16 protein-coding genes are annotated in these 19290 nt (G+C 56.3%); 7 read left to right on the forward strand and 9 right to left on the reverse strand.

What is annotated here, in order from left to right; genetic code table 11:
- Positions 1-424: 424 nt before the first annotated feature.
- Complete coding sequence (gene zapE / locus ACWKX3_RS16750) at positions 425-1549, reverse strand: cell division protein ZapE (RefSeq protein WP_101736883.1); 1125 nt, start codon at positions 1547-1549, stop codon at positions 425-427.
- Between the two features lie 189 nt (positions 1550-1738).
- Here zapE and zapG point away from each other — a divergent pair, with 189 nt between their 5' ends.
- The 3 genes from zapG to degS all read left to right on the forward strand — a co-directional run bounded on the left by zapG (position 1739) and on the right by degS (position 4835).
- Complete coding sequence (gene zapG, locus ACWKX3_RS16755) at positions 1739-2137, forward strand: Z-ring associated protein ZapG (protein ID WP_006178827.1); 399 nt, start codon at positions 1739-1741, stop codon at positions 2135-2137.
- 170 nt (positions 2138-2307) lie between these two features.
- The gene (gene degQ / locus ACWKX3_RS16760; RefSeq protein ID WP_058609381.1) at positions 2308-3675 is read left to right on the forward strand and encodes a serine endoprotease DegQ; all 1368 of its coding nucleotides are present in this window, start codon (positions 2308-2310) and stop codon (positions 3673-3675) included.
- Positions 3676-3767: 92 nt separating this feature from the next.
- Positions 3768-4835, forward strand: a complete 1068-nt coding sequence (gene degS, locus ACWKX3_RS16765; protein ID WP_006178829.1) for an outer membrane-stress sensor serine endopeptidase DegS — start codon at positions 3768-3770, stop codon at positions 4833-4835.
- An 87-nt stretch (positions 4836-4922) separates the two neighbouring features.
- On the opposite strand, the gene mdh is transcribed toward degS, so the two are convergent.
- Positions 4923-5861, reverse strand: coding sequence for a malate dehydrogenase (gene mdh, locus ACWKX3_RS16770; protein ID WP_042322140.1), 939 nt, complete (start codon positions 5859-5861; stop codon positions 4923-4925).
- A 394-nt stretch (positions 5862-6255) separates the two neighbouring features.
- On the opposite strand from mdh, the gene argR reads away from it, so the two are divergent.
- The 3 genes from argR (at position 6256) to yhcN (ACWKX3_RS16785) (ending at position 7735) form a co-directional block, all read left to right on the forward strand.
- A complete protein-coding gene (gene argR / locus ACWKX3_RS16775) occupies positions 6256-6726 on the forward strand; it encodes a transcriptional regulator ArgR (RefSeq protein ID WP_006178832.1) in 471 nt (156 codons plus the stop codon).
- A gap of 376 nt (positions 6727-7102) precedes the next feature.
- Positions 7103-7366, forward strand: a complete 264-nt coding sequence (yhcN, locus tag ACWKX3_RS16780) for a peroxide/acid stress response protein YhcN (protein ID WP_006178835.1) — start codon at positions 7103-7105, stop codon at positions 7364-7366.
- 102 nt (positions 7367-7468) lie between these two features.
- Positions 7469-7735: a peroxide/acid stress response protein YhcN gene (yhcN, locus tag ACWKX3_RS16785; protein ID WP_006178837.1), complete on the forward strand. Its 267-nt coding sequence runs from the start codon at positions 7469-7471 to the stop codon at positions 7733-7735.
- A gap of 59 nt (positions 7736-7794) precedes the next feature.
- Here yhcN (ACWKX3_RS16785) and ACWKX3_RS16790 read toward each other — a convergent pair whose 3' ends face one another.
- The 5 genes from ACWKX3_RS16790 to aaeX form a co-directional block, all read right to left on the reverse strand.
- Positions 7795-8067, reverse strand: coding sequence for a barstar family protein (locus ACWKX3_RS16790; protein ID WP_006178838.1), 273 nt, complete (start codon positions 8065-8067; stop codon positions 7795-7797).
- 45 nt (positions 8068-8112) lie between these two features.
- Positions 8113-9567: an NAD-dependent succinate-semialdehyde dehydrogenase gene (locus ACWKX3_RS16795; RefSeq protein ID WP_442779979.1), complete on the reverse strand. Its 1455-nt coding sequence runs from the start codon at positions 9565-9567 to the stop codon at positions 8113-8115.
- 87 nt (positions 9568-9654) lie between these two features.
- Positions 9655-11622 (reverse strand): p-hydroxybenzoic acid efflux pump subunit AaeB, encoded by a 1968-nt coding sequence (gene aaeB, locus ACWKX3_RS16800; protein WP_006178841.1) that lies wholly within the window; start codon positions 11620-11622, stop codon positions 9655-9657.
- Positions 11623-11627: 5 nt separating this feature from the next.
- Positions 11628-12560 (reverse strand): p-hydroxybenzoic acid efflux pump subunit AaeA, encoded by a 933-nt coding sequence (gene aaeA, locus ACWKX3_RS16805; RefSeq protein ID WP_042322362.1) that lies wholly within the window; start codon positions 12558-12560, stop codon positions 11628-11630.
- Positions 12561-12567: 7 nt separating this feature from the next.
- Positions 12568-12771, reverse strand: coding sequence for a p-hydroxybenzoic acid efflux pump operon protein AaeX (aaeX, locus tag ACWKX3_RS16810; RefSeq protein ID WP_003860416.1), 204 nt, complete (start codon positions 12769-12771; stop codon positions 12568-12570).
- Between the two features lie 179 nt (positions 12772-12950).
- Here aaeX and aaeR point away from each other — a divergent pair, with 179 nt between their 5' ends.
- Positions 12951-13877 carry an HTH-type transcriptional activator AaeR gene (gene aaeR, locus ACWKX3_RS16815; RefSeq protein ID WP_042322147.1) on the forward strand — a complete coding sequence of 309 codons (927 nt, stop codon included), beginning with the start codon at positions 12951-12953 and terminating at the stop codon, positions 13875-13877.
- A gap of 48 nt (positions 13878-13925) precedes the next feature.
- Here aaeR and tldD read toward each other — a convergent pair whose 3' ends face one another.
- Positions 13926-15371 (reverse strand): metalloprotease TldD, encoded by a 1446-nt coding sequence (gene tldD, locus ACWKX3_RS16820; protein WP_006178845.1) that lies wholly within the window; start codon positions 15369-15371, stop codon positions 13926-13928.
- 83 nt (positions 15372-15454) lie between these two features.
- The gene (gene yhdP, locus ACWKX3_RS16825; RefSeq protein WP_454542100.1) at positions 15455-19255 is read right to left on the reverse strand and encodes an AsmA2 domain-containing protein YhdP; all 3801 of its coding nucleotides are present in this window, start codon (positions 19253-19255) and stop codon (positions 15455-15457) included.
- Between the last annotated feature and the right edge of the window lie 35 nt (positions 19256-19290).

The following is a 19290-nucleotide window of genomic DNA, read 5'->3' on the forward strand; positions in this document are numbered from 1 at the left end:
GAGGTTCACACGACAGAGTCCGGCAAACCTACCCCTTCGAATAGCACATGCCGACACATAGAAAGTTTCGGGAAAAAAACCTTCTCGTAACGTGGGGTCGCAAGATTATAGAGAAGTTGAGGTCAAAGATCGACCCCTAAATGTGATTCGGAGTGGGTTTTTCGGGGGTGGGATTTGTGCGGTCTGGTGCCCTCACCCCCAGCCCCTCTCCCACAGGGAGAGGGTAGCGTAATAAAGCCGATGCCCTCACCCCCAACCCCTCTCCCACAGGGAGAGGGTAGCGTAATAAAGCCGTTGCCCTCACCCCCAGCCCCTCTCTCACAGGGAGAGGGTGGCGTAATAAAGCCGATGCCCTCACCCCCAGCCCCTCTCCCACGGAGAGAGGGTAGCGTAATAAAGGCTTATATTGCCCCCCAAGTGCCGTTTATGGCATATGCTCGCGCTTGAGGTACTCTTCGCTCTGCATCTCCTGCAGGCGCGACAGACAGCGCTGGAACTCAAACTTCAGGCGTTCGCCCTGATAGATCTCATATAAAGGCACGGCCGCGCTGACCACCAGCTTGACGTGCCGTTCATAAAACTCATCGACCAGCGCAATGAAGCGGCGCGCCTCGCTCTCCATCAGCTGCGTCATCACCGGCACATCAAACAGCATCACGGTATGGAAGAGGCGCGATAACGCAATGTAATCATGCTGGCTGCGGGCATCAACGCAGAGCGTGGCAAAGGAAACGGCCAGGGTTTGATTCTCTACGCCCAGCGTTTGTAACGGGCGATGGTTTATTTCCAGCACCGGCGCATTCTCACGTTTTGCCCCGGCCAGCGCCTGCCACAGTTTATCCATCTGGCTCGTGGTCTGCGCGTCCAGCGGCGAAAGCCACAGGTGCGCCTGGGTTAACGTGCGCAGACGATAATCGACGCCCGCATCGACGTTCATCACGTCACAGTGCTGTTTGATGGCATCAATGGCTGGCAGGAAACGCGGGCGCTGCAGCCCGTTATGGTACAACTCGTCTGGTGGAATATTCGAGGTTGCCACCAGCGTGATCCCCCGCGCAAACAGGGCCTTCATCAGGCCGCCCAGCAGCATGGCGTCGGTGATATCAGAGACAAAAAATTCGTCAAAGCAAAGCACGTCCGTTTCGGCCTTAAAGCGATCGGCAACAATCTCCAGCGGATCGCTTTTGCCCTGTAGTTCCGTCAGTTCTTCATGCACCCGCAGCATAAAACGGTGGAAGTGCAGACGCTGCTTACGCGTCCCCGGCAGGCTCTGGTAGAACATGTCCATTAACCAGGTTTTGCCCCGTCCTACGCCGCCCCACATATATAAGCCGCGAACCGGTGCATCAGCCTGAGGCGTTTTTTTGCCCAGCAACCGGCCAAAGGCCGCTTTTAATCCGCCGCCCTGCGCCGTTTCTTCGGGTTTGTGCGTCAGCGCCTGATAAATCTTATCGAGGCGGTTGACCGCTTCACGCTGTACGTTATCTGGCTGGTGTGAGCCCGTATCCAGGGCCTGTTGATATCGCGATGAGGGGGAAAGGCTTTGCATAATCTTATTGTTATTCCTTCGGTTAATACTCACCAGCTGGCGTGACTGATGAAAAAAAGGCCGTTCTACACTACGCGATGATACGTCAGGATTCCACTTCTGCGGAAATAGCGGTTATAGTGGCATAATCAGGCACAGGCAGGAGCCGAGCCAACACCCTACGGAACAACAAGACAACGGGAGAAGTTCATGACCTGGGAATACGCGCTAATTGGGTTAGTCGTCGGCATTATCATTGGTGCTGTGGCCATGCGTTTCGGTAATCGCAAATTGCGTCAGCAGCAATCACTGCAGTACGAACTGGAAAAGAACAAAGCCGAGCTGGAAGAGTATCGTGAAGAGCTGGTGAGCCATTTTGCGCGTAGCGCGGAGTTGCTGGATAACATGGCAACCGACTATCGCCAGCTGTATCAGCACATGGCAAAAAGCTCCAGCAGCCTGCTGCCGGAAATGACCGCGGAAACCAACCCGTTCCGCAACCGCCTGGCTGACTCCGAAGCGGGTAACGATCAGGCGCCGGTACAGATGCCTCGTGACTACTCAGACGGCGCATCCGGCCTGCTGCGCGGTGGCGCAAAACGCGATTAATCGCACAACCTGAATAAATTTTACGGGCGCCTCGGTTGCGCCCGTCCTTTCTTCTCGTCCCCAGCTATTATTTAGTCTAACGCCTCATTGTTCAGTGGATTAAAATTCAATAACATCAATATGTTTTTGGGCCGTTCTTCTTTCATTCCAGGATACGAGAGTCAGCATCGATGAAGAAAAAAAACCAGCTGTTAAGCGCTATCGCGTTAAGTGTCGGGTTATCGCTCTCGGCATCCTTCCCGGCTACCGCAACGCTGCCTGCACAGGTTCCCGGCCAGACGGCCATTCCTAGCCTCGCGCCGATGCTGGAAAAAGTCTTGCCCGCCGTGGTCAGCGTGAAAGTTGAAGGCACCGCGCTACAAAGCCAGCGCGTCCCTGAAGAGCTGAAGAAATTCTTTGGCGACGAAGCCCCCGACCAGCAGGCACAGCCGTTTGAAGGCCTCGGCTCAGGGGTTATCATTGATGCGGCCAAAGGCTATATCCTGACCAATAACCACGTCATCAGCCAGGCGGATAAAATCAGCGTCCAGCTTAATGACGGACGCGAGTTTGATGCCAAACTGATTGGCGGAGACGATCAGAGCGATATCGCGCTGGTCCAGATACAGAATCCGAGCAATCTGACCCAGATTGCCATTGCCGACTCCGACAAGCTGCGCGTGGGTGATTTTGCCGTCGCGGTGGGTAACCCGTTCGGTTTAGGCCAGACCGCTACCTCCGGCATTGTTTCTGCGCTCGGGCGCAGCGGCCTGAATCTGGAAGGGCTGGAAAACTTTATCCAGACCGACGCCTCCATCAACCGGGGGAACTCCGGCGGCGCGCTGCTTAACCTCAACGGCGAGCTTATCGGCATTAACACCGCTATCCTCGCTCCGAGCGGCGGCAGCGTCGGGATTGGCTTTGCCATTCCCAGCAATATGGCCAAAACCCTCTCTCAGCAGCTGATTCAGTTTGGCGAAGTCAAACGTGGCCTGCTGGGGATCAAGGGTATGGAGATGAGCGCGGATATCGCCAAAGCGTTTAACCTTAACGTGCAGCGCGGGGCGTTTGTCAGCGAAGTGCTCGCCAACTCCGGCTCGGCCAAAGCGGGGGTGAAATCCGGTGATGTGATTGTCAGCCTGAACGATAAGCCGCTCAGCAGCTTCGCCGAGCTGCGTTCGCGCATCGCGACCACCGAGCCGGGGGCCAAAGTGAAGCTGGGTCTGATCCGCGATGGCAAGCCGATGGACGTGGAAGTGACGCTCGACAAGAGCACCTCCTCCTCCGCCAGCGCAGAGCTTATTGCGCCAGCCTTGCAAGGGGCGACGCTGAGCGATGGCCAGCTTAAAGACGGCACCAAAGGCATTACCGTCGATACGGTCGAGAAGAGCAGTCCGGCTGCCCAGGCGGGTTTACACCAGGAGGACGTGATCATCGGTGTTAACCGCAATCGCGTGCAGTCCATTGCGGAAATGCGCAAGATCCTGGAAAGCAAACCGGCCGTCGTTGCCCTGCAGATTGTGCGTGGAAACGATACGATCTACATTTTACTGCGTTAAGCATTTGCGACTTCGGACATCGCCGTCGCGTGTGATGTCCGGATAACTCATGTTATGCTGCAAACCGTTCCTTTATTACCGACGCGCGCATCATGCTTTTAAAGCTCACTCGTTCGATTGTCATTGGTTTACTTGTCGCTGGCCTGCTGCTAGTGGCGATGCCGTCTTTACGCCAGTTCAACAAACTGACGGCCCCTCAGTTCGACAGCACGGATGACACGCCTGCCACCTACAATCAGGCCGTTCGCCGTGCCGCGCCCGCCGTGGTGAATGTCTATAATCGCGGGCTTAACTCCTCAAGCCATAATCAGCTGGAGATCCGCACGCTCGGCTCCGGCGTCATTATGGACGAACGCGGCTACATCATTACCAACAAACACGTCATCAATGATGCTGACCAGATCATCGTCGCCTTGCAGGATGGCCGCGTGTTTGAGGCGCTTCTGGTCGGTTCTGACAGCCTGACCGATCTGGCCGTTCTGAAAATCAACGCCACGGGCGGTCTGCCGACTATTCCGATTAACCGCAAACGCACCCCGCACATCGGTGATGTGGTACTGGCCATCGGTAATCCCTATAACCTGGGGCAAACCATCACCCAGGGGATTATTAGCGCCACCGGGCGAATCGGCCTGAACCCGTCAGGACGGCAGAACTTCCTTCAAACCGACGCATCAATCAACCACGGGAACTCCGGCGGCGCGCTGGTGAACTCGCTGGGCGAGCTGATGGGGATCAACACCCTTTCGTTCGATAAGAGCAACGACGGTGAAACGCCGGAAGGCATCGGTTTTGCCATTCCCTTCCAGCTGGCCACAAAGATTATGGACAAGCTGATCCGCGATGGCCGGGTGATCCGTGGCTATATCGGCATCGGCGGACGTGAAATTGCGCCAATGCACTCGCAGGGCGGCGGTATCGATCCGATCCAGGGTATCGTGGTGAACGAAGTCTCTCCGGGCGGCCCGGCGGCCAACGCGGGGATTCAGGTGAACGACGTTATCGTATCGGTTAACGGTGTCCCGGCCGTTTCCGCGCTGGAAACCATGGACCAGGTGGCAGAGATCCGCCCAGGCTCCATCATCCCTGTCGAAGTCATGCGTAACGATAAGAAGCTGACCATTCAGGTAACGATTCAGGAATACCCGGCGACGAACTGACAGACATAAAAAAACCGAAGCCTGTGCTTCGGTTTTTTTTGCCGGGTGGCGCTCACGCTTACCCGGCCTACAGCAGAAGAGTATGTTTTACTTGTTAACGAACTCTTCGCCCAGGGTGATATCTTTCTTCAGCGTGTCCAGCATGCCTTCCATCGCGTGTTGTTCAAACGCGCTCAGCGTGCCAATAGACTTACGCTCTTCGATACCGTTTTTGCCCAGCAGCAGCGGCTGAGAGAAGAAGCGAGCGTGTTCGCCGTCGCCTTCAACGTAAGCGCATTCCACAACGTCTTTCTCGCCCTGCAGCGCACGCACCAGAGACAAACCGAAACGCGCCGCCGCCTGGCCCATAGAGAGCGTTGCCGATCCGCCACCCGCCTTCGCTTCGACCACTTCGGTACCCGCGTTCTGAATGCGTTTGGTCAGGTCAGCCACTTCCTGCTCGGAGAAACTCACGCCCGGGATCTGCGACAGCAGAGGCAGAATGGTCACGCCAGAGTGGCCGCCAATCACAGGAACCTCAATCTCCGCAGGCTGTTTGCCTTTCAGCTCAGCCACGAAGGTATTGGAACGGATAATGTCCAGAGTAGTGACGCCGAACAGTTTGTTCTTATCGTAAACACCGGCTTTCTTCAGCACTTCGGCGGCGATAGCAACCGTGGTGTTTACCGGGTTGGTGATAATGCCGATGCACGCTTTCGGGCAGGTTTCAGCGATCTGCTGCACCAGGTTTTTCACGATGCCCGCGTTCACGTTGAACAGGTCTGAGCGATCCATACCTGGTTTACGCGCTACGCCTGCGGAGATCAGCACGACGTCTGCACCCTGCAGAGCAGGACGCGCATCTTCACCGGAGAAGCCTTTGATTTTCACAGCTGTCGGGATGTGGCTCAGATCGACCGCCACACCAGGGGTGACAGGAGCAATATCGTACAGGGAGAGTTCTGAGCCGGAAGGCAGTTGGGTTTTCAGTAGTAGGGCAAGCGCCTGGCCGATACCACCAGCAGCGCCGAGGACTGCGACTTTCATCCTAAACTCCTTATTATGGTTAACTTTAGTATCTGTAAATCCGTTGCGGGGACCATAATTCAGCAGGTAAATAATTACAATTTTCGTCGCTAAATATTTTGAGGTCACACGCCTTTATTGCCAGAATGCCATCCGGGCAACAGCGGCAACGATTTAAGAGGGGTTAACAATACACCCTGCCCCGCCATCAAAACAACATCATTTTGATAACATTTAATTTACTTTTAAGCTTATTTGCGTGGCGTGAGCCAGGCATGTTTTCTGATAACGAAACCTGATAAAATTACTCCCTTTTCATAACATTATTTCAGCCAGGCCTCTGGCAGATTGTTTGCATAAAAATTCATCCACATGCATAATAATGTTGTTTCTACCGTCATATTTCGGGTGACTTATGCGAAGCTCGTCTAAGCAAGAAGAGTTAGTAAGGGCGTTCAAAGCGCTGCTTAAAGAAGAGAAATTCAGTTCTCAGGGAGAAATTGTTCACGCGCTACAGGAACAAGGCTTCGACAACATCAACCAGTCGAAAGTCTCCCGCATGTTAACCAAATTTGGGGCGGTGCGTACGCGTAACGCCAAAATGGAGATGGTCTATTGCCTGCCGGCTGAACTTGGCGTGCCGACAACCTCCAGCCCGCTGAAGAATCTGGTACTGGATATCGACTATAACGATGCCGTGGTGGTTATCCACACCAGCCCGGGCGCGGCGCAGTTAATTGCGCGTCTGCTGGACTCCCTCGGCAAAGCGGAAGGTATTCTCGGCACCATCGCCGGTGACGACACTATCTTTACTACCCCGGCAAACGGCTTCTCGGTTAAAGACCTTTACGAAGCTATTCTGGTGCTGTTCGAACAAGAACTGTAATCCCCTCTCCCCGTGGCCCGTCTGCGGGGATTGTTCTGCTCCTCATGTATTTCCCCCTGCTTTCCACTGCGCTTACTTTAGCAAATAGTGCTTTTTACCTCCCATTAACATTCATCCAGTGAATATCACCGCCCAAGATCGCACGAAAAATCAAAGCGCCATATCTCTATGATTTTCTTATAAATAAAAACGCAACATGGCTAATAAGCAACCAATTTTATGCATTTTGGTTATAAAAATGAATCTTATTAACGCGTAATTACACGCGAAACCATTAGTCTGGTATTAATTTTTTCCGTTATTAGTGTATACTTGATTTTGTGATGAGGGTCACAAAATGAAGACCCCAGTAAAAAATTCGACGAGGTAAAGAATCATGAAAATCAAAACAACTGTAGCAGCACTTAGCGTTCTCTCTGTCCTGTCATTCGGTGCTTTCGCAGCCGATTCCATCAACGCCGATCAGGCGCAATCCCGTCAGGCGATTGGTACGGTCTCCGTTGGTGCAGTGGGGACTTCCCCAATGGACATGCATGAGATGCTGAACAAGAAAGCGGAAGAACAAGGTGCATCATCTTACCGTGTCATCGAAGCACGTTCAGGCGATCACTGGCACGCTACCGCAGAGCTGTACAAATAAGTTTTAGTAGCAGAAGACGAATTACCCCTCAACGGCACCAGGCATAAAAATAGCAGTTCAACCCTTCTCGCCGTTGAGCAAATAATTTCAGGAGTAAAGACTATGAAAACCAAATTAATCATCGCAACCCTTGGCTTAGCATCCGTTCTCTCTTTCGGCGCGAGCGCAGCCGTTCAGCAGGTCAATGCGGAGCAGGCACAAAATCTGCAGTCCATGGGTAGCGTATCCGTAACATCTATTACCGGCTCGCCGATGGATATCCGTCACGATCTGGCAGCAAAAGCTGAAAAAGCGGGCGCCAGCAGCTACCGCGTCACCGAACTGAATCAGGGTGACCACTGGCACGCCACGGCTGAACTGTATAAATAAACCCTCGTCGTATCTCATCATACGACTTGCCCCTGACCTCCCGGTCAGGGGCTTTTTTATTACTGCCGCGCGTTGAAACGCAACTGCCCTTCCAGCTCCTCTTCGGCTTCATCAAACAGAAGCACCAGCGCGCCAAAACGTCGGCGCAGCTTGTCAGGCAAATGGATAAATTCTATCTCAAACGGTAACGGTAGCTGATTACCGGTGACCACATCCCACAGCGTATCAAGATCGGTAACGCTTCCCTGTTCCAGCCCAAACACCCGACTAAATTCACGATAGAAGTCTTCCTGACTGTCGATCTCGTCAAAATCAAAGGTATAAATTTTCATTGCCAGCCACCCGATCCAGGCGGGCGGCAAACGCCGCCCTGACTATTATAATCCCCCGATATGCAGGGTTTTGACTTCCAGAAACTCTTCCAGCCCCAGTACGGAACCTTCCCGGCCCAGCCCGGACTCTTTCACGCCGCCGAACGGTCCCAGCTCCGTAGAGACTGCACACTCATTGATGCCAATCATCCCGCTCTCAATCGCCTGCGAGACGCGGAACACGCGCGACAAATTCTGGGTGTAGAAGTATGCCGCCAGGCCGTAAGGGGTATTGTTGGCGCGCATAATAACTTCATCTTCTGAGGTAAAGCGGAAGCAGGCCGCCACCGGGCCAAACGTCTCCTCTTCCGCCAGCTTCATGCCTTCATGGCAATCCCCCAGCACGGTTGGCATCCAGAAGTTGCCGCCCAACTCATGGGGTTTACCACCGGCCAGCACGGTCGCGCCTTTCGCAACGGCATCTTCAACGTGCTCTTGTACTTTCTTCACCGCCGATGGTTCGATCAGCGGACCGACAACCACCCCCTCGTCGAGGCCGTTGCCGACCTTCAGCGCCTTCACCGCGTCGGCCAACTGATTAACAAACTTGTCATAGACCGTTTCCTGGATGTAGAAACGGTTTACGCTGACGCACACCTGACCGGCATTGCGGAATTTGTTGGCGATAGCGCCTTTCACCGCGGCATCGATATCCGCGTCTTCAAAAACGATATACGGGGCATTTCCCCCCAGCTCCATCGAGACTTTTTTCATGGTCTCGGCCGCGTTACGCACCAGCGTTTTGCCCACGGCGGTCGAGCCGGTAAACGAGATTTTCCGCACATCGTGGCTGGCCATAATGGCATCGCTGATTTCAGATGTGCTCCCAGCCACGGCATTCAGCACGCCATCCGGCACGCCCGCCTGCTTCGCCAGGGTGAGCAGCGCGAAGGCGCTCAGGGGCGTGTTATTGGCGGGCTTGATCACGCCGGTGCAACCTGCGGCCAGCGCCGGGCCGAGTTTGCGCGTCAGCATCGCCATAGGAAAGTTCCACGGCGTGATGGCGGCAACCACGCCAATGGGTTCGCGGGTCGCCAGAATGCGGGAGCCGGGTTTGATCGGTGGGATGATTTCCCCGTTTGCGCGCTTCGCCTGTTCGGCAAACCACTGAATGAAGCTGGCGGCATACTCTACCTCGCCTTCGGCTTCCTTCAGCGGCTTACCCTGCTCGGTAGTCATCAGCCGCCCGAGCCAGCTTTTGTTCTCAATAATCAGTTCATACCAGCGATAGAGGATCGCCGAGCGCTCTTTCGCGGTTTTGGCACGCCATGCGGGAAATGCTTTTGTCGCCGCCGCAATCGCCTCTTCGGTTTCGGCTTTGCCTGCTTTCGCCACGCGGGTGATCACTTCACCGGTGGCCGGATTCAGCACCTCAAAGGTGGTGTCGAGCGTTTTCCAGATGCCGTTAACCAGATAGCCGTTCTGAAAAAGAATGTGGTGCTGGAGAGCCTGGGTAGTCATGTGTCCTCCCTGTCTGAATGTAAGAGCCTGCAGAAATAAGTATAGCCATAAAAAAACCGACGCTTCTGGCGTCGGCTTTTTACTTAGTCAGCTATTGGTTAGTGCGTTTTGATATCGATGCAGCATATACACCAGACGCCCAACCGGCTCGGTCACCTGCGGCGGCGCGTCCCAGTACCGCAGCTTCTCCTGGTAGATATCCAGCTCCTCAAGCAGCTGGGTAAAGTAACGCCGACGTTTGTCGTCACTGGTCGCCGAGAGCACATGATCGGCGGTGTGACGAAGCTGACGGTGGAAGCTGGAGAGATCGTCATTGATGGGCACCGGCGCATTACGCAGACGCTGGTGCGCGATGATCATGGTTAACGCCAGGCGGAACTTGGCAACGTCGCCCGGGAATTTATTCAGCAGTAAAAACAGCTGCTGATAGAGCGCAGGCAGATGGTTCTGCTTACGGCGCGCGGTGTTGGTGGTCAACGACGATACGGCCGCCGAAACGAACTGGTTTAACAGCACGCGACCGGTGCGCGCCTGCGAATTATCCCGCACCAGCAGGATCACCATCATCGCCAGGAAACAGCCCACCAGTTGACCTAACGCGCTGTCGAGGAACTGGCTGAAGTGGAACGTCATCGGGTTATCCAGCACGAGGATATTGATGGTGCTCGCCAGCGCCCCCAGCGATCCCAGGCGACGTTTCTGCACTTCGATACCGATAAAGAACGCCATGACCGCAAGGCTGATACAGAGCAACAGCATGCTCTGCTGCGTCGAGGGTAAAATTACCAGGAAATAGAACGCCCCAAGCGGCAGAGCGGCTATCGTGCCGTACAGGAAGTCGATAGCGACCATGCGCGGGTTCGGCAGACGCATCGCCAGTGAGGTAACAACGGCGATCATCACCATCGCCCCGCTGCCGGAGGTCCAGCCGGTCCACAGCCAGAACAGCGTACCGAGCATACAGGCCAGCGTGGTGCGCCAGAAGTTCACCATCGCGTGGTGGCGTTCCGCCGACTCGGCTTTGATCACCACTTCGCCCTGTAGCACTTCTTCTTCTGCGGCACTGATTTTGGCATTCCCGATGACGCCGCGCTTGAGCAAGAGGTAGCGCGTTGCCGCCCCGACCCAGGTGTAAATGGTCACTGGCGTATCGCGCTCGCCGGTCCAGGCGATGACGCGACGCATGCGTTTGAGCTGCTTATGCACGTCCTGCACCGTTTCAACCGGCTCGGCGAAGAGTTCGCGGAAGGTGTCGGTCACGACTTCAGGACGGGTATTTTGGATCAGGTAGGTTTCACACGCCTGGGTTATCAGCGTTAAGGCCACGGTGTTGATCGCCTTAAGACGACGGTTTGCCCGGGACCAGCGGGAAGACTCCATATTCAGGTTGCTGCGCATCCCTTCCAGCGCGGTGGTGCGCCGTACCAGGCCACCCCAGGCGTTATCAACCTCTTCGCTGTCGCCATGCTTAATGCACAACTGCATCAGTTTGTACTGGTCGACAATTAACGCATCCAGTTCGCGATCCACTTCCTGCTTGATGGAACGTGGCGAAAACAGCAGATCGGCCACGATGGCGCAGACGATACCGATGACAATTTCACTGCAGCGTTCGACGGCAAACTGTGGGGCGAGCAGCGGCTCTGCCTGAATGGTGATGATGATAATCAGCGCGGTATAACCCGAAAGTCCCCAGGCGTAGGAGTTCTCTACTTTTACCAGCGAGGAGACCCAGGTACAGAAGCCCGCCCAGATGCAGCACACCATCAGCATCAGCAGCGGCGTGCGGATCATCAGAATAATAATGGTAAGCGCCGCGATACAGCCGATAAACGTCCCGACGATACGCAACATCCCGCGGTAGCGAATGGCGCCCGAGTAGGGTTCACCACCCGCCGCAAAGGCCGGCCCCGCCGCGACAATCGCCGCCGTCAGCACCGCCCAGCGGGGCGTTTCAAGCTGAAAATGAAAGCCGACAAACAGCGCCAGCACGATGGCGCACGCCAGCTTCACGGCGAAGCGGAGGTGCTGGCTGGCGATGGAAAAGATACCCATAGCGATTAACCAAACTCGCGCAGGCGGTGGGCGATTTTACGGAAGAGAGAGTCCTGGCTGGCGTCGCGGTCTTTTTCGCCGGTGATCACCACGGTGGCCGTGGTGCCTGCAGGCCAGAGATTGCCCTGCTGTTCATCCAGGTGAATACGTACCGGTACACGCTGCGCCAGACGGACCCACTCAAGGTTTGAGTCCACGGTCGCCATCCCTTTGGTGTCATTGCTGCTGCTGGAGTTGGTGACGCCTGCGGCCACGCTGTCGACCGTGCCTTTAAAGACGCGGTTGCTGCCAAGCGGCGTGATTTCCGCGCGGTAACCCGGACGCACGCCTTCCAGCTTCGTCTCTTCCATATAGGCCAGAACGTAGAAGGAGTTCTGTTTTACCAGCGCCACCGCGGTGGAGCCACGGGTGATAAACTCCCCGGCGTAGACGTTCAGGTTGGTGACCCAGCCGTCAGACGGCGCGCGGATCACCGTACGCTCCAGATCGAGCCGGGCGAGATCGCGCGTCGCTTGCGCCTTCGCAAGCTGGTGAAGCACGGTTTGCAGCACGTTGTTGGACTGGTCGATCTCTTCGCGGGACATGGCCTGCACGCCAAGTCGGTTACGGCGGCCCGCCTCACGACGTTTCTCGGAAGCCAGCGCCTGATAATAGGCCACGTCCGCTTCCGCCTCTTCTAATGCTTTCTGGTAGCGAGGCTGATCGATAGTGAACAGAACCTGATCTTTCTTCACCAGTTGGTTATCGTGGACGTTGACCGCGGTAATCAGCCCGGCGACATCGGGTGCTATCGCCACAACATCCGCGCTGAAACGCGCGTCACGCGTCCACGGTGATTCGGTGTAATAAACCCAGGCGCGAAAGATCGCGATGAACGCCAGGACAACCAGCGCCATGGTAATGGCAGTGCGGGAGATTTTTCTTGTTAGCGTTTTCACATCAACCTCAAACAAACATGCGCGATATCAGATAGAACAGGCAGCAATACAGCGCCGTATTAAACAGTGCAGGGTGCCAGACAAAATCATAGATCCCGGTTGGGACCAGCACCTTGCGCACCAGCCAGAAAATCGCCAGTGACAAAAGAAGCTCAAAGAATATCGGTGGGAACGACAAACCGAACACCACGATAACGGGAAACAGACTCATGTTGACCTTGATTAGAGAGAGTGCAGGCTACGGTATTTTTCAGCGTGCGCCGCCGCAGGAGAGCAAGAAAAGCCGGGCGAGAGTGGCGACGCCGTTATGTAATTAATAATATATTAACGTAACTGTTATGCTGTTATCTATAATATGTGATCTAAATCACTTTTAAGCCAGAGTGAACAATGGAACGTTTAAAACGCATGTCGGTGTTTGCCAAAGTGGTTGAACTGGGCTCCTTTACCGCCGCCGCCAGGCAGCTGCAAATGAGCGTCTCGTCCATCAGCCAGACGGTGTCAAAACTGGAAGATGAACTTCAGGTCAAGCTGCTCAACCGCAGCACCCGGAGCATCGGGTTAACCGAAGCGGGCAAAATTTACTACCAGGGCTGCCGCCGGATGCTGCATGAAGTGCAGGATGTCCACGAGCAGCTTTACGCTTTTAACAACACGCCTATCGGTACGCTGCGCATCGGTTGTTCTTCAACTATGGCACAAAATGTCCTCGCTGCCATGACGGCGGATATGCTCAAGGAGTACCCGGGCTTAACCGTAAATCTGGTGACCGGCATACCTGCGCCGGATTTGATCGCAGACGGGCTGGATGTAGTGATCCGCGTCGGCGCACTGCAGGATTCCAGCCTCTTCTCCCGCCGCCTGGGCAGCATGCCGATGGTGGTCTGCGCCTCGAAAAGCTATCTGGCACAGTACGGCGTTCCGGAAAAGCCTGCCGACCTGACGAACCACTCCTGGCTGGAATACAGCGTGCGCCCGGATAACGAGTTTGAACTGATTGCCCCGGAAGGGCTTTCCACGAAGCTGCTGCCCGTGGGGCGTTTCGTGACAAACGATCCGATGACCATCTCACGATGGCTGGTGGCGGGTGCCGGCATCGCCTACGTCCCGTTGATGTGGGTGATCAACGAGATCAACAGCGGCGAGCTGGAGATTTTATTCCCGCGCTACCAGTCCGATCCCCGTCCGGTCTACGCGCTGTATACCGAAAAAGATAAGTTGCCGCTGAAGGTGCAGGTCTGTATTAACTATCTGACCGAGTATTTTGTGGACGTGGCGGAACTGTTTCAGGGAATGCGGGGAAGACGTAAAGAGTAGGTTCACCGACCCTCTCCCGCGTGGGGAGAGGGTCAGGGTGCGGGGGAATTACGCGGTGCCGCCCACCGTTAAGCTGTCGACCTTCAGGGTAGGTTGCCCCACGCCAACCGGCAGGCTCTGGCCTTCTTTGCCACACACGCCCACGCCGTTATCGAGCTTCAGATCGTTACCGACCATGGAAATCTGCTGCATGGCTTCAATACCGGAGCCAATCAGGGTCGCGCCCTTCACCGCTTTGGTCACTTTGCCCTTCTCAATCAGATAAGCTTCTGAAGTCGAGAAGACAAACTTACCGGAGGTAATATCCACCTGACCGCCGCCAAAGTTTGGCGCGAAGATACCGTAATCAACGGATTCGATAATCTCCTGCGGCGTGGATTGCCCCGGCAGCATATAGGTGTTGGTCATGCGCGGCATCGGCAGGTGCGCGTAAGATTCGCGACGGCCGTTACCCGTTGGCGCCACGCCCATCAGACGCGCGTTAAGCTTGTCCTGCATGTAACCTTTCAGTACGCCGTTTTCGATCAGCACGTTGTACTGGCCCGGCGTACCTTCGTCGTCGATAGCCACAGAGCCACGACGGTCAACCATAGTACCGTCATCAACCACGGTGCACAGTTCGGAGGAGACGAGCTGCCCCATCTGGCCGCTAAACACCGACGTACCGCGACGGTTGAAGTCGCCTTCCAGACCGTGGCCTACCGCTTCGTGCAGCAGTACGCCCGGCCAGCCAGCACCCAGCACGACCGGGAAGGTCCCCGCCGGCGCAGCCACCGCAGAAAGATTCACCATTGCCATGCGCACGGCCTCTTTGGCCCACGCATCGGCACGGGCTTCACCGTCAACGTCACCCAGGAACCAGTCATAGCCAAAACGACCGCCGCCGCCGCTGGAGCCGCGTTCACGCTTGCCATCGTCCTCCACCTGCACGCTAATCGAGAGGCGGACCAGAGGACGGACGTCGGCAGCCAGCGTACCGTCGGTTGCTGCGACGAGAATCAGCTCGTATACACCGCTCAGGCTGGCAGAGACTTCCTGCACGCGTTTGTCCGCGGCGCGGGCCACTTTGTCCACGCGGCGCAGAATATCCAGTTTCTCTTCACGGCTCATGCTCTGCAGCGGATCGATGCTGGTATAGAGTGCAGAGTGCTGAATTTCACCCAACGTTTTCACACGGCCATCGCCGGTATCGCGCACGATAGTACGCGCGGCCTGTGCGCTCTGCTCAAGTGCCGCAAGGCTAATCTGGTCGGCATAGGCAAAGCCGGTTTTCTCGCCGCTGACGGCGCGCACGCCAACGCCCTGGTCAATGTTATAAGAGCCATCTTTGATGATGCTGTCTTCTAAAACCCAGGATTCGTGATAGCTCGACTGGAAATAGAGATCGCCGTAGTCGAGACGGCGTTCGGTCAGTTGACCAAGAATGGAGAACAGGTCCTGATGGCTCAGGCCGTTCGCTGCGAGCAAATGTTCACTTACCAGGTTCAGACTCATCGTATTGCTACTCGTTCGTTGCCGCTTGGGCGGTAAAAAATTCATATTTATTGAGAGTGAGGCAATTACCCGCCCACGTCAAATCATTGCTGTGCATCTTTGCGCGGCTGGCGCAGCACCTCATTAATCTGCGGTTTATCAATAGGGCCGGTAATGCGGTAGCGCAGAATGGAGACCTTGCTCCACAGCGGCCCCAGTACCTTACTGGCGGCAAACACCGCCGCGCCGACAATCGGGTTCACCACAAAGGCCGCCGCGACGCCCACGGTGGCGGAGATTTCCGGCGCAACCACGGCTTCCATATCCAGTTCGCGGCGCACGAGGTTTACCGATCCTTTCATTGCAATGTCTGCTTCGAGACCATCCACCAGCGTATCGTCAGTGTGCATCACCCCGTCCTTGATCCACGCCGTGCTGCGAATGGAGTCATAGTAGAAACCTTCGCTGAAGGTGTCGCTAAAATCGAAGCGCAGCTTACGCAGCAGGGCATCGAAGCTCAGCAGGCGCAAAATCTGTCCGGCGTGGCCGGTGCTCACGTCCGCAATTTCGCCCTTACCGAAGCGGGTTTTCAGGATGCCGTTCAAAGAGGCCTCGTCTGGCGTCCACGGTGCCGCGCGCCAGTGCAGGTCGTAGTTAACATCAAAGGACGAGCCGCGAAGCGGCGTGCTGATGCCAAAGAAGTTGGCGGCGGCATCCAGCTTATTGCCTTTGATATCGCCCTTCAGCGAGGTGCGCTGCCCGCCAGGATTGTTCACCCACTCGCCCTGCGCCGTCAGGCGGCCAAAGCCGGTATCCACCAGGCCGCCGGTCAAACTCAGCGTATTCCCGCGGATAGCGAAATCACCGTCGATGCGGCCATATTTTTGTCCCCACAGCCAGCACTCCGCGCAGCGCAGCTGCAGATCGGGCCAGCCGCTGAAATCCACGCGAGAAGCATTGCTCAGCGGCGGCGTGCTCGCAGACGGCTCTTTTGCCTTCGCCGTGGCAGGATTGTAATAAAGGTAACGGATCGCCACCTGCCAGGGGGCGTGATCTCGCATAGTCAGGGTGCCGTTAATCTCCCGTCCCTGCGCCTCAACCTTCGTACCGTTTGCCGCAGGTTGCGAAACGATGCTGAGGTTATTCCACGTTTGCCCGCCCAGCGTTAGCGCTGGCGTGCGCGCAGTGATGGTCTGCGGGATCTGCACGACATCGTTCGCGTTTTGTCCCACGCCTTTCTGGAACAGGGCCAGCCATTCAGCGCCGTCCAGGGGAGGCAGGTTCAGCTCAACGCCCGCCTGCTCAGGCAGCGGAGGCGTGCTTCGGCTGTCCGTCGTCCATATGGCTCTGTCGAGCGTTAGCTTGCGGTTAAGCAGCCAGCGGCTGTTAAAGTGGTTTGTCCCGCCCGCGCTGCCGGTTAAGTCAAAGCTGTTGAGGCCACCCGCCACGTTGATTTTCATCGGCAGCGGCTGCCCGGCTTTTTTGTCCAGCGGGGCAGGCAGTTGGCTGCTGATGTTTTTCAGATCGCCGGAGATATCTACGTTATACCGCGCCCCGGCGTGATAAGGCAGCTCGATACCGACCTTGCCACGCCAGTCAACCGCGCCGCCGACCGCACTTTCGATCTGCCGGGGCAGCACGCCCATGCGCGATGGCTGCCAGCTGGCATTCATATTGACCGCCACCTGGTAGGCTTTCTCACCCTCGGTGGTGGAAAAATCGATATTGATCGGTTGGTTAAACCAGGTGGCGTTGAGCGGCTCGCTCTTGAGGTTGCCGTTTACAAAGCTGAACTGCCCGTTGAGGTTGGTCAGCGTGCTGTTCAGCGGCTTGATAAAGAGGCTGTTGTTCTGGAGCCGGACGTCACCTTTAGCGGTCGTCATTTCGCCATCAAGCGGGATGTCCAGATGTAAGCGAGCATTCACATCGCCATCCAGCTGCAGCTGATCGAGGGTTGCCGCCAGCGATTCCTTTAGCGGCGTCCCGTCAAAGTAGGGGCCAACCGCCTTTCCGGGCCCCTTGATGTCCGCATCAATGAGCAGCTTCTCTTTGGAGTAATCCGGGATGTTTGCCGTCAGGTTGCTGGCGGTCACACCGCCCAGCGCCACGCTGTCCGTCTTCATCCACAGCCCGTCATTGAGGAAGTTCAGTTCGATATTGAGGTTTTGCAGCGCAGGCCAGTCCGGCTGGAAGGCAAAGGTCGCGTTGTGTAACGGCACCAGCACCTGGAACTGCCCTTCGTTGTGTTTGTACGGGAAGAGATGCGGATTGCCGCCATAAACCAGGGTGGCGTTATCTGCCTGACCGCCCTGGATCGCACCACTGAGGTAGTCCACCAGCGCTTTGCCCATCAGATTTTCCGGGAAATAACGCCAGGCCTGCGCGCCATCGTCGGTGCTGATCCCCGCCAGAATACCCAGCCATGGCTCTTCACCTTTAGGCTGCAAATAGCGGAAATCACCGCGCGCATGCACCGCTTTGGCTTTTACATCGATCTGGCGGCCATCCAGCTGAAAGCCTTTATCGTTGTGCAGCCAGTTGAGAACGGCGGAGCCTTTTTCAATCTCAAGCGGAGCACGGAAAACTGTTTCATACGGCATTTTGGCATCGCGCATTTCTGCCGTCAGCCTGCCGTCTTCCACGCTGCCTTCCAGCTTACCGCTAAAATGTTCTGCGCCCGGCAAGAGCTTCCACTGTTTCCAGGCAAGACCGGTCCAGGACGCGAGAAATCGGGTTTTCTCTGTTGCCTGCAGCGGAATGTCCAGCGCCAGCGCGTCTACCGTTCCCGTTGGCTGTGTTGCCAGCCAGATATCACCGAGTTCCGGAGAGAGCTTCGTCGCCATTGAGCGCAGCCCTTCTATCGCCTCCAGATCGAGATTGCTGGCACGAATGCGCAGCTCATCGCTGCGTTTACTGTTCGTGCCGCCCACATCCTGCTCCGGCATCCAGGCGAGCGTCAGCGCGCCGCGCGGCCAGGGCTTGCTGTCCATGGTGATACGCGTATCGGGAATGGCAAATTGCCAGCCCCCTTTCACCTGGGTCACATGCGCGGTGAGGTTATCAACGGAGAGCTGATGCGGTTGTTTTTCATCTTTCCAGCTTGCGCCCCCCTGCTTCAGCCAGATATCCCCACTGGCAAATTCCCCTTTCGTCAGGGTCATCCAGCCTTCCAGGCTAAAACGGGCGGTTTCGAGCTGCATATTTTGCTGGATCCAGTCGCCCAGCCACGGCTTGACGTCCACGTCGTCAGCCTGCAGCCACACTTTGCCGTTGTTTAACAAGCCGTCGTCATCACGCAGATCCATCCGCACCTGCATAACACCGTGCTGCCCGTTAAGGCTCGAGAGGCTCACCTGCCCTTCGGCGCGGTGACGATCTTTGCCATTGAGCCAGGTCAACTGGGGGATCGCCAGCGACGAGCGCTGGCCGGAAAGCGTAATGAAGCTCACCTCACTGTCACGCAGATCGAAGTGATCGAACTGGCGCAGGAAAAGATCGCTAAACCGGTTAGTCTCTAGCCCCTTGCTGGAGCCATCGCTGCTGATCGGCGTGTTGGTCAGGAACCTAAGTTGGTAAAAGGTGAGATCGCGGAACTGCCAGCGCAGGTGCAGCAAACTTTGCCAGACGTCCAGCGCCAGGGTGACACGTTTAATTTTGAGGTAGCCGCCGTCTTTCAGGCTGGCATTGATATCCCGCACGTCCAGCGTCGGGCCAAAGTTCTGCCAGCTGGCGCTGATCTGGCTGACATCCACCGGCACCCCGGTGGAGGATTCGATTTTCGCCAGCAACTGCGGACGCCAGCTGTCCAGATGCGGTAAGACGAGACGCAGCCCGCTCACGAGCAACGCGACAATCACGACGAGCGTTGCCCCTGTAAGCAGTAAAATCCCCGGCAATCGCCTCACGCGTCTCTCCTTGTCAGCCTTTATTCTTGCAGCGC

This window comes from Enterobacter sp. UPMP2052 (assembly GCF_053709675.1).

Bases quoted from the DNA above. Each gene is read 5' to 3' on its own strand.
- ACWKX3_RS16790 (WP_006178838.1), bottom strand. From the start codon at position 8,067: ATGAAAATTTATACCTTTGATTTTGACGAGATCGACAGTCAGGAAGAC.
- aaeB (WP_006178841.1), bottom strand. From the start codon at position 11,622: ATGGGTATCTTTTCCATCGCCAGCCAGCACCTCCGCTTCGCCGTGAAG.
- degQ (WP_058609381.1), top strand. From the start codon at position 2,308: ATGAAGAAAAAAAACCAGCTGTTAAGCGCTATCGCGTTAAGTGTCGGG.
- yhcN (WP_006178835.1), top strand. From the start codon at position 7,103: ATGAAAATCAAAACAACTGTAGCAGCACTTAGCGTTCTCTCTGTCCTG.
- zapE (WP_101736883.1), bottom strand. From the start codon at position 1,549: ATGCAAAGCCTTTCCCCCTCATCGCGATATCAACAGGCCCTGGATACG.
- aaeR (WP_042322147.1), top strand. From the start codon at position 12,951: ATGGAACGTTTAAAACGCATGTCGGTGTTTGCCAAAGTGGTTGAACTG.
- tldD (WP_006178845.1), bottom strand. From the start codon at position 15,371: ATGAGTCTGAACCTGGTAAGTGAACATTTGCTCGCAGCGAACGGCCTG.
- argR (WP_006178832.1), top strand. From the start codon at position 6,256: ATGCGAAGCTCGTCTAAGCAAGAAGAGTTAGTAAGGGCGTTCAAAGCG.
- aaeX (WP_003860416.1), bottom strand. From the start codon at position 12,771: ATGAGTCTGTTTCCCGTTATCGTGGTGTTCGGTTTGTCGTTCCCACCG.
- yhcN (WP_006178837.1), top strand. From the start codon at position 7,469: ATGAAAACCAAATTAATCATCGCAACCCTTGGCTTAGCATCCGTTCTC.
- mdh (WP_042322140.1), bottom strand. From the start codon at position 5,861: ATGAAAGTCGCAGTCCTCGGCGCTGCTGGTGGTATCGGCCAGGCGCTT.
- ACWKX3_RS16795 (WP_442779979.1), bottom strand. From the start codon at position 9,567: ATGACTACCCAGGCTCTCCAGCACCACATTCTTTTTCAGAACGGCTAT.
- degS (WP_006178829.1), top strand. From the start codon at position 3,768: ATGCTTTTAAAGCTCACTCGTTCGATTGTCATTGGTTTACTTGTCGCT.
- zapG (WP_006178827.1), top strand. From the start codon at position 1,739: ATGACCTGGGAATACGCGCTAATTGGGTTAGTCGTCGGCATTATCATT.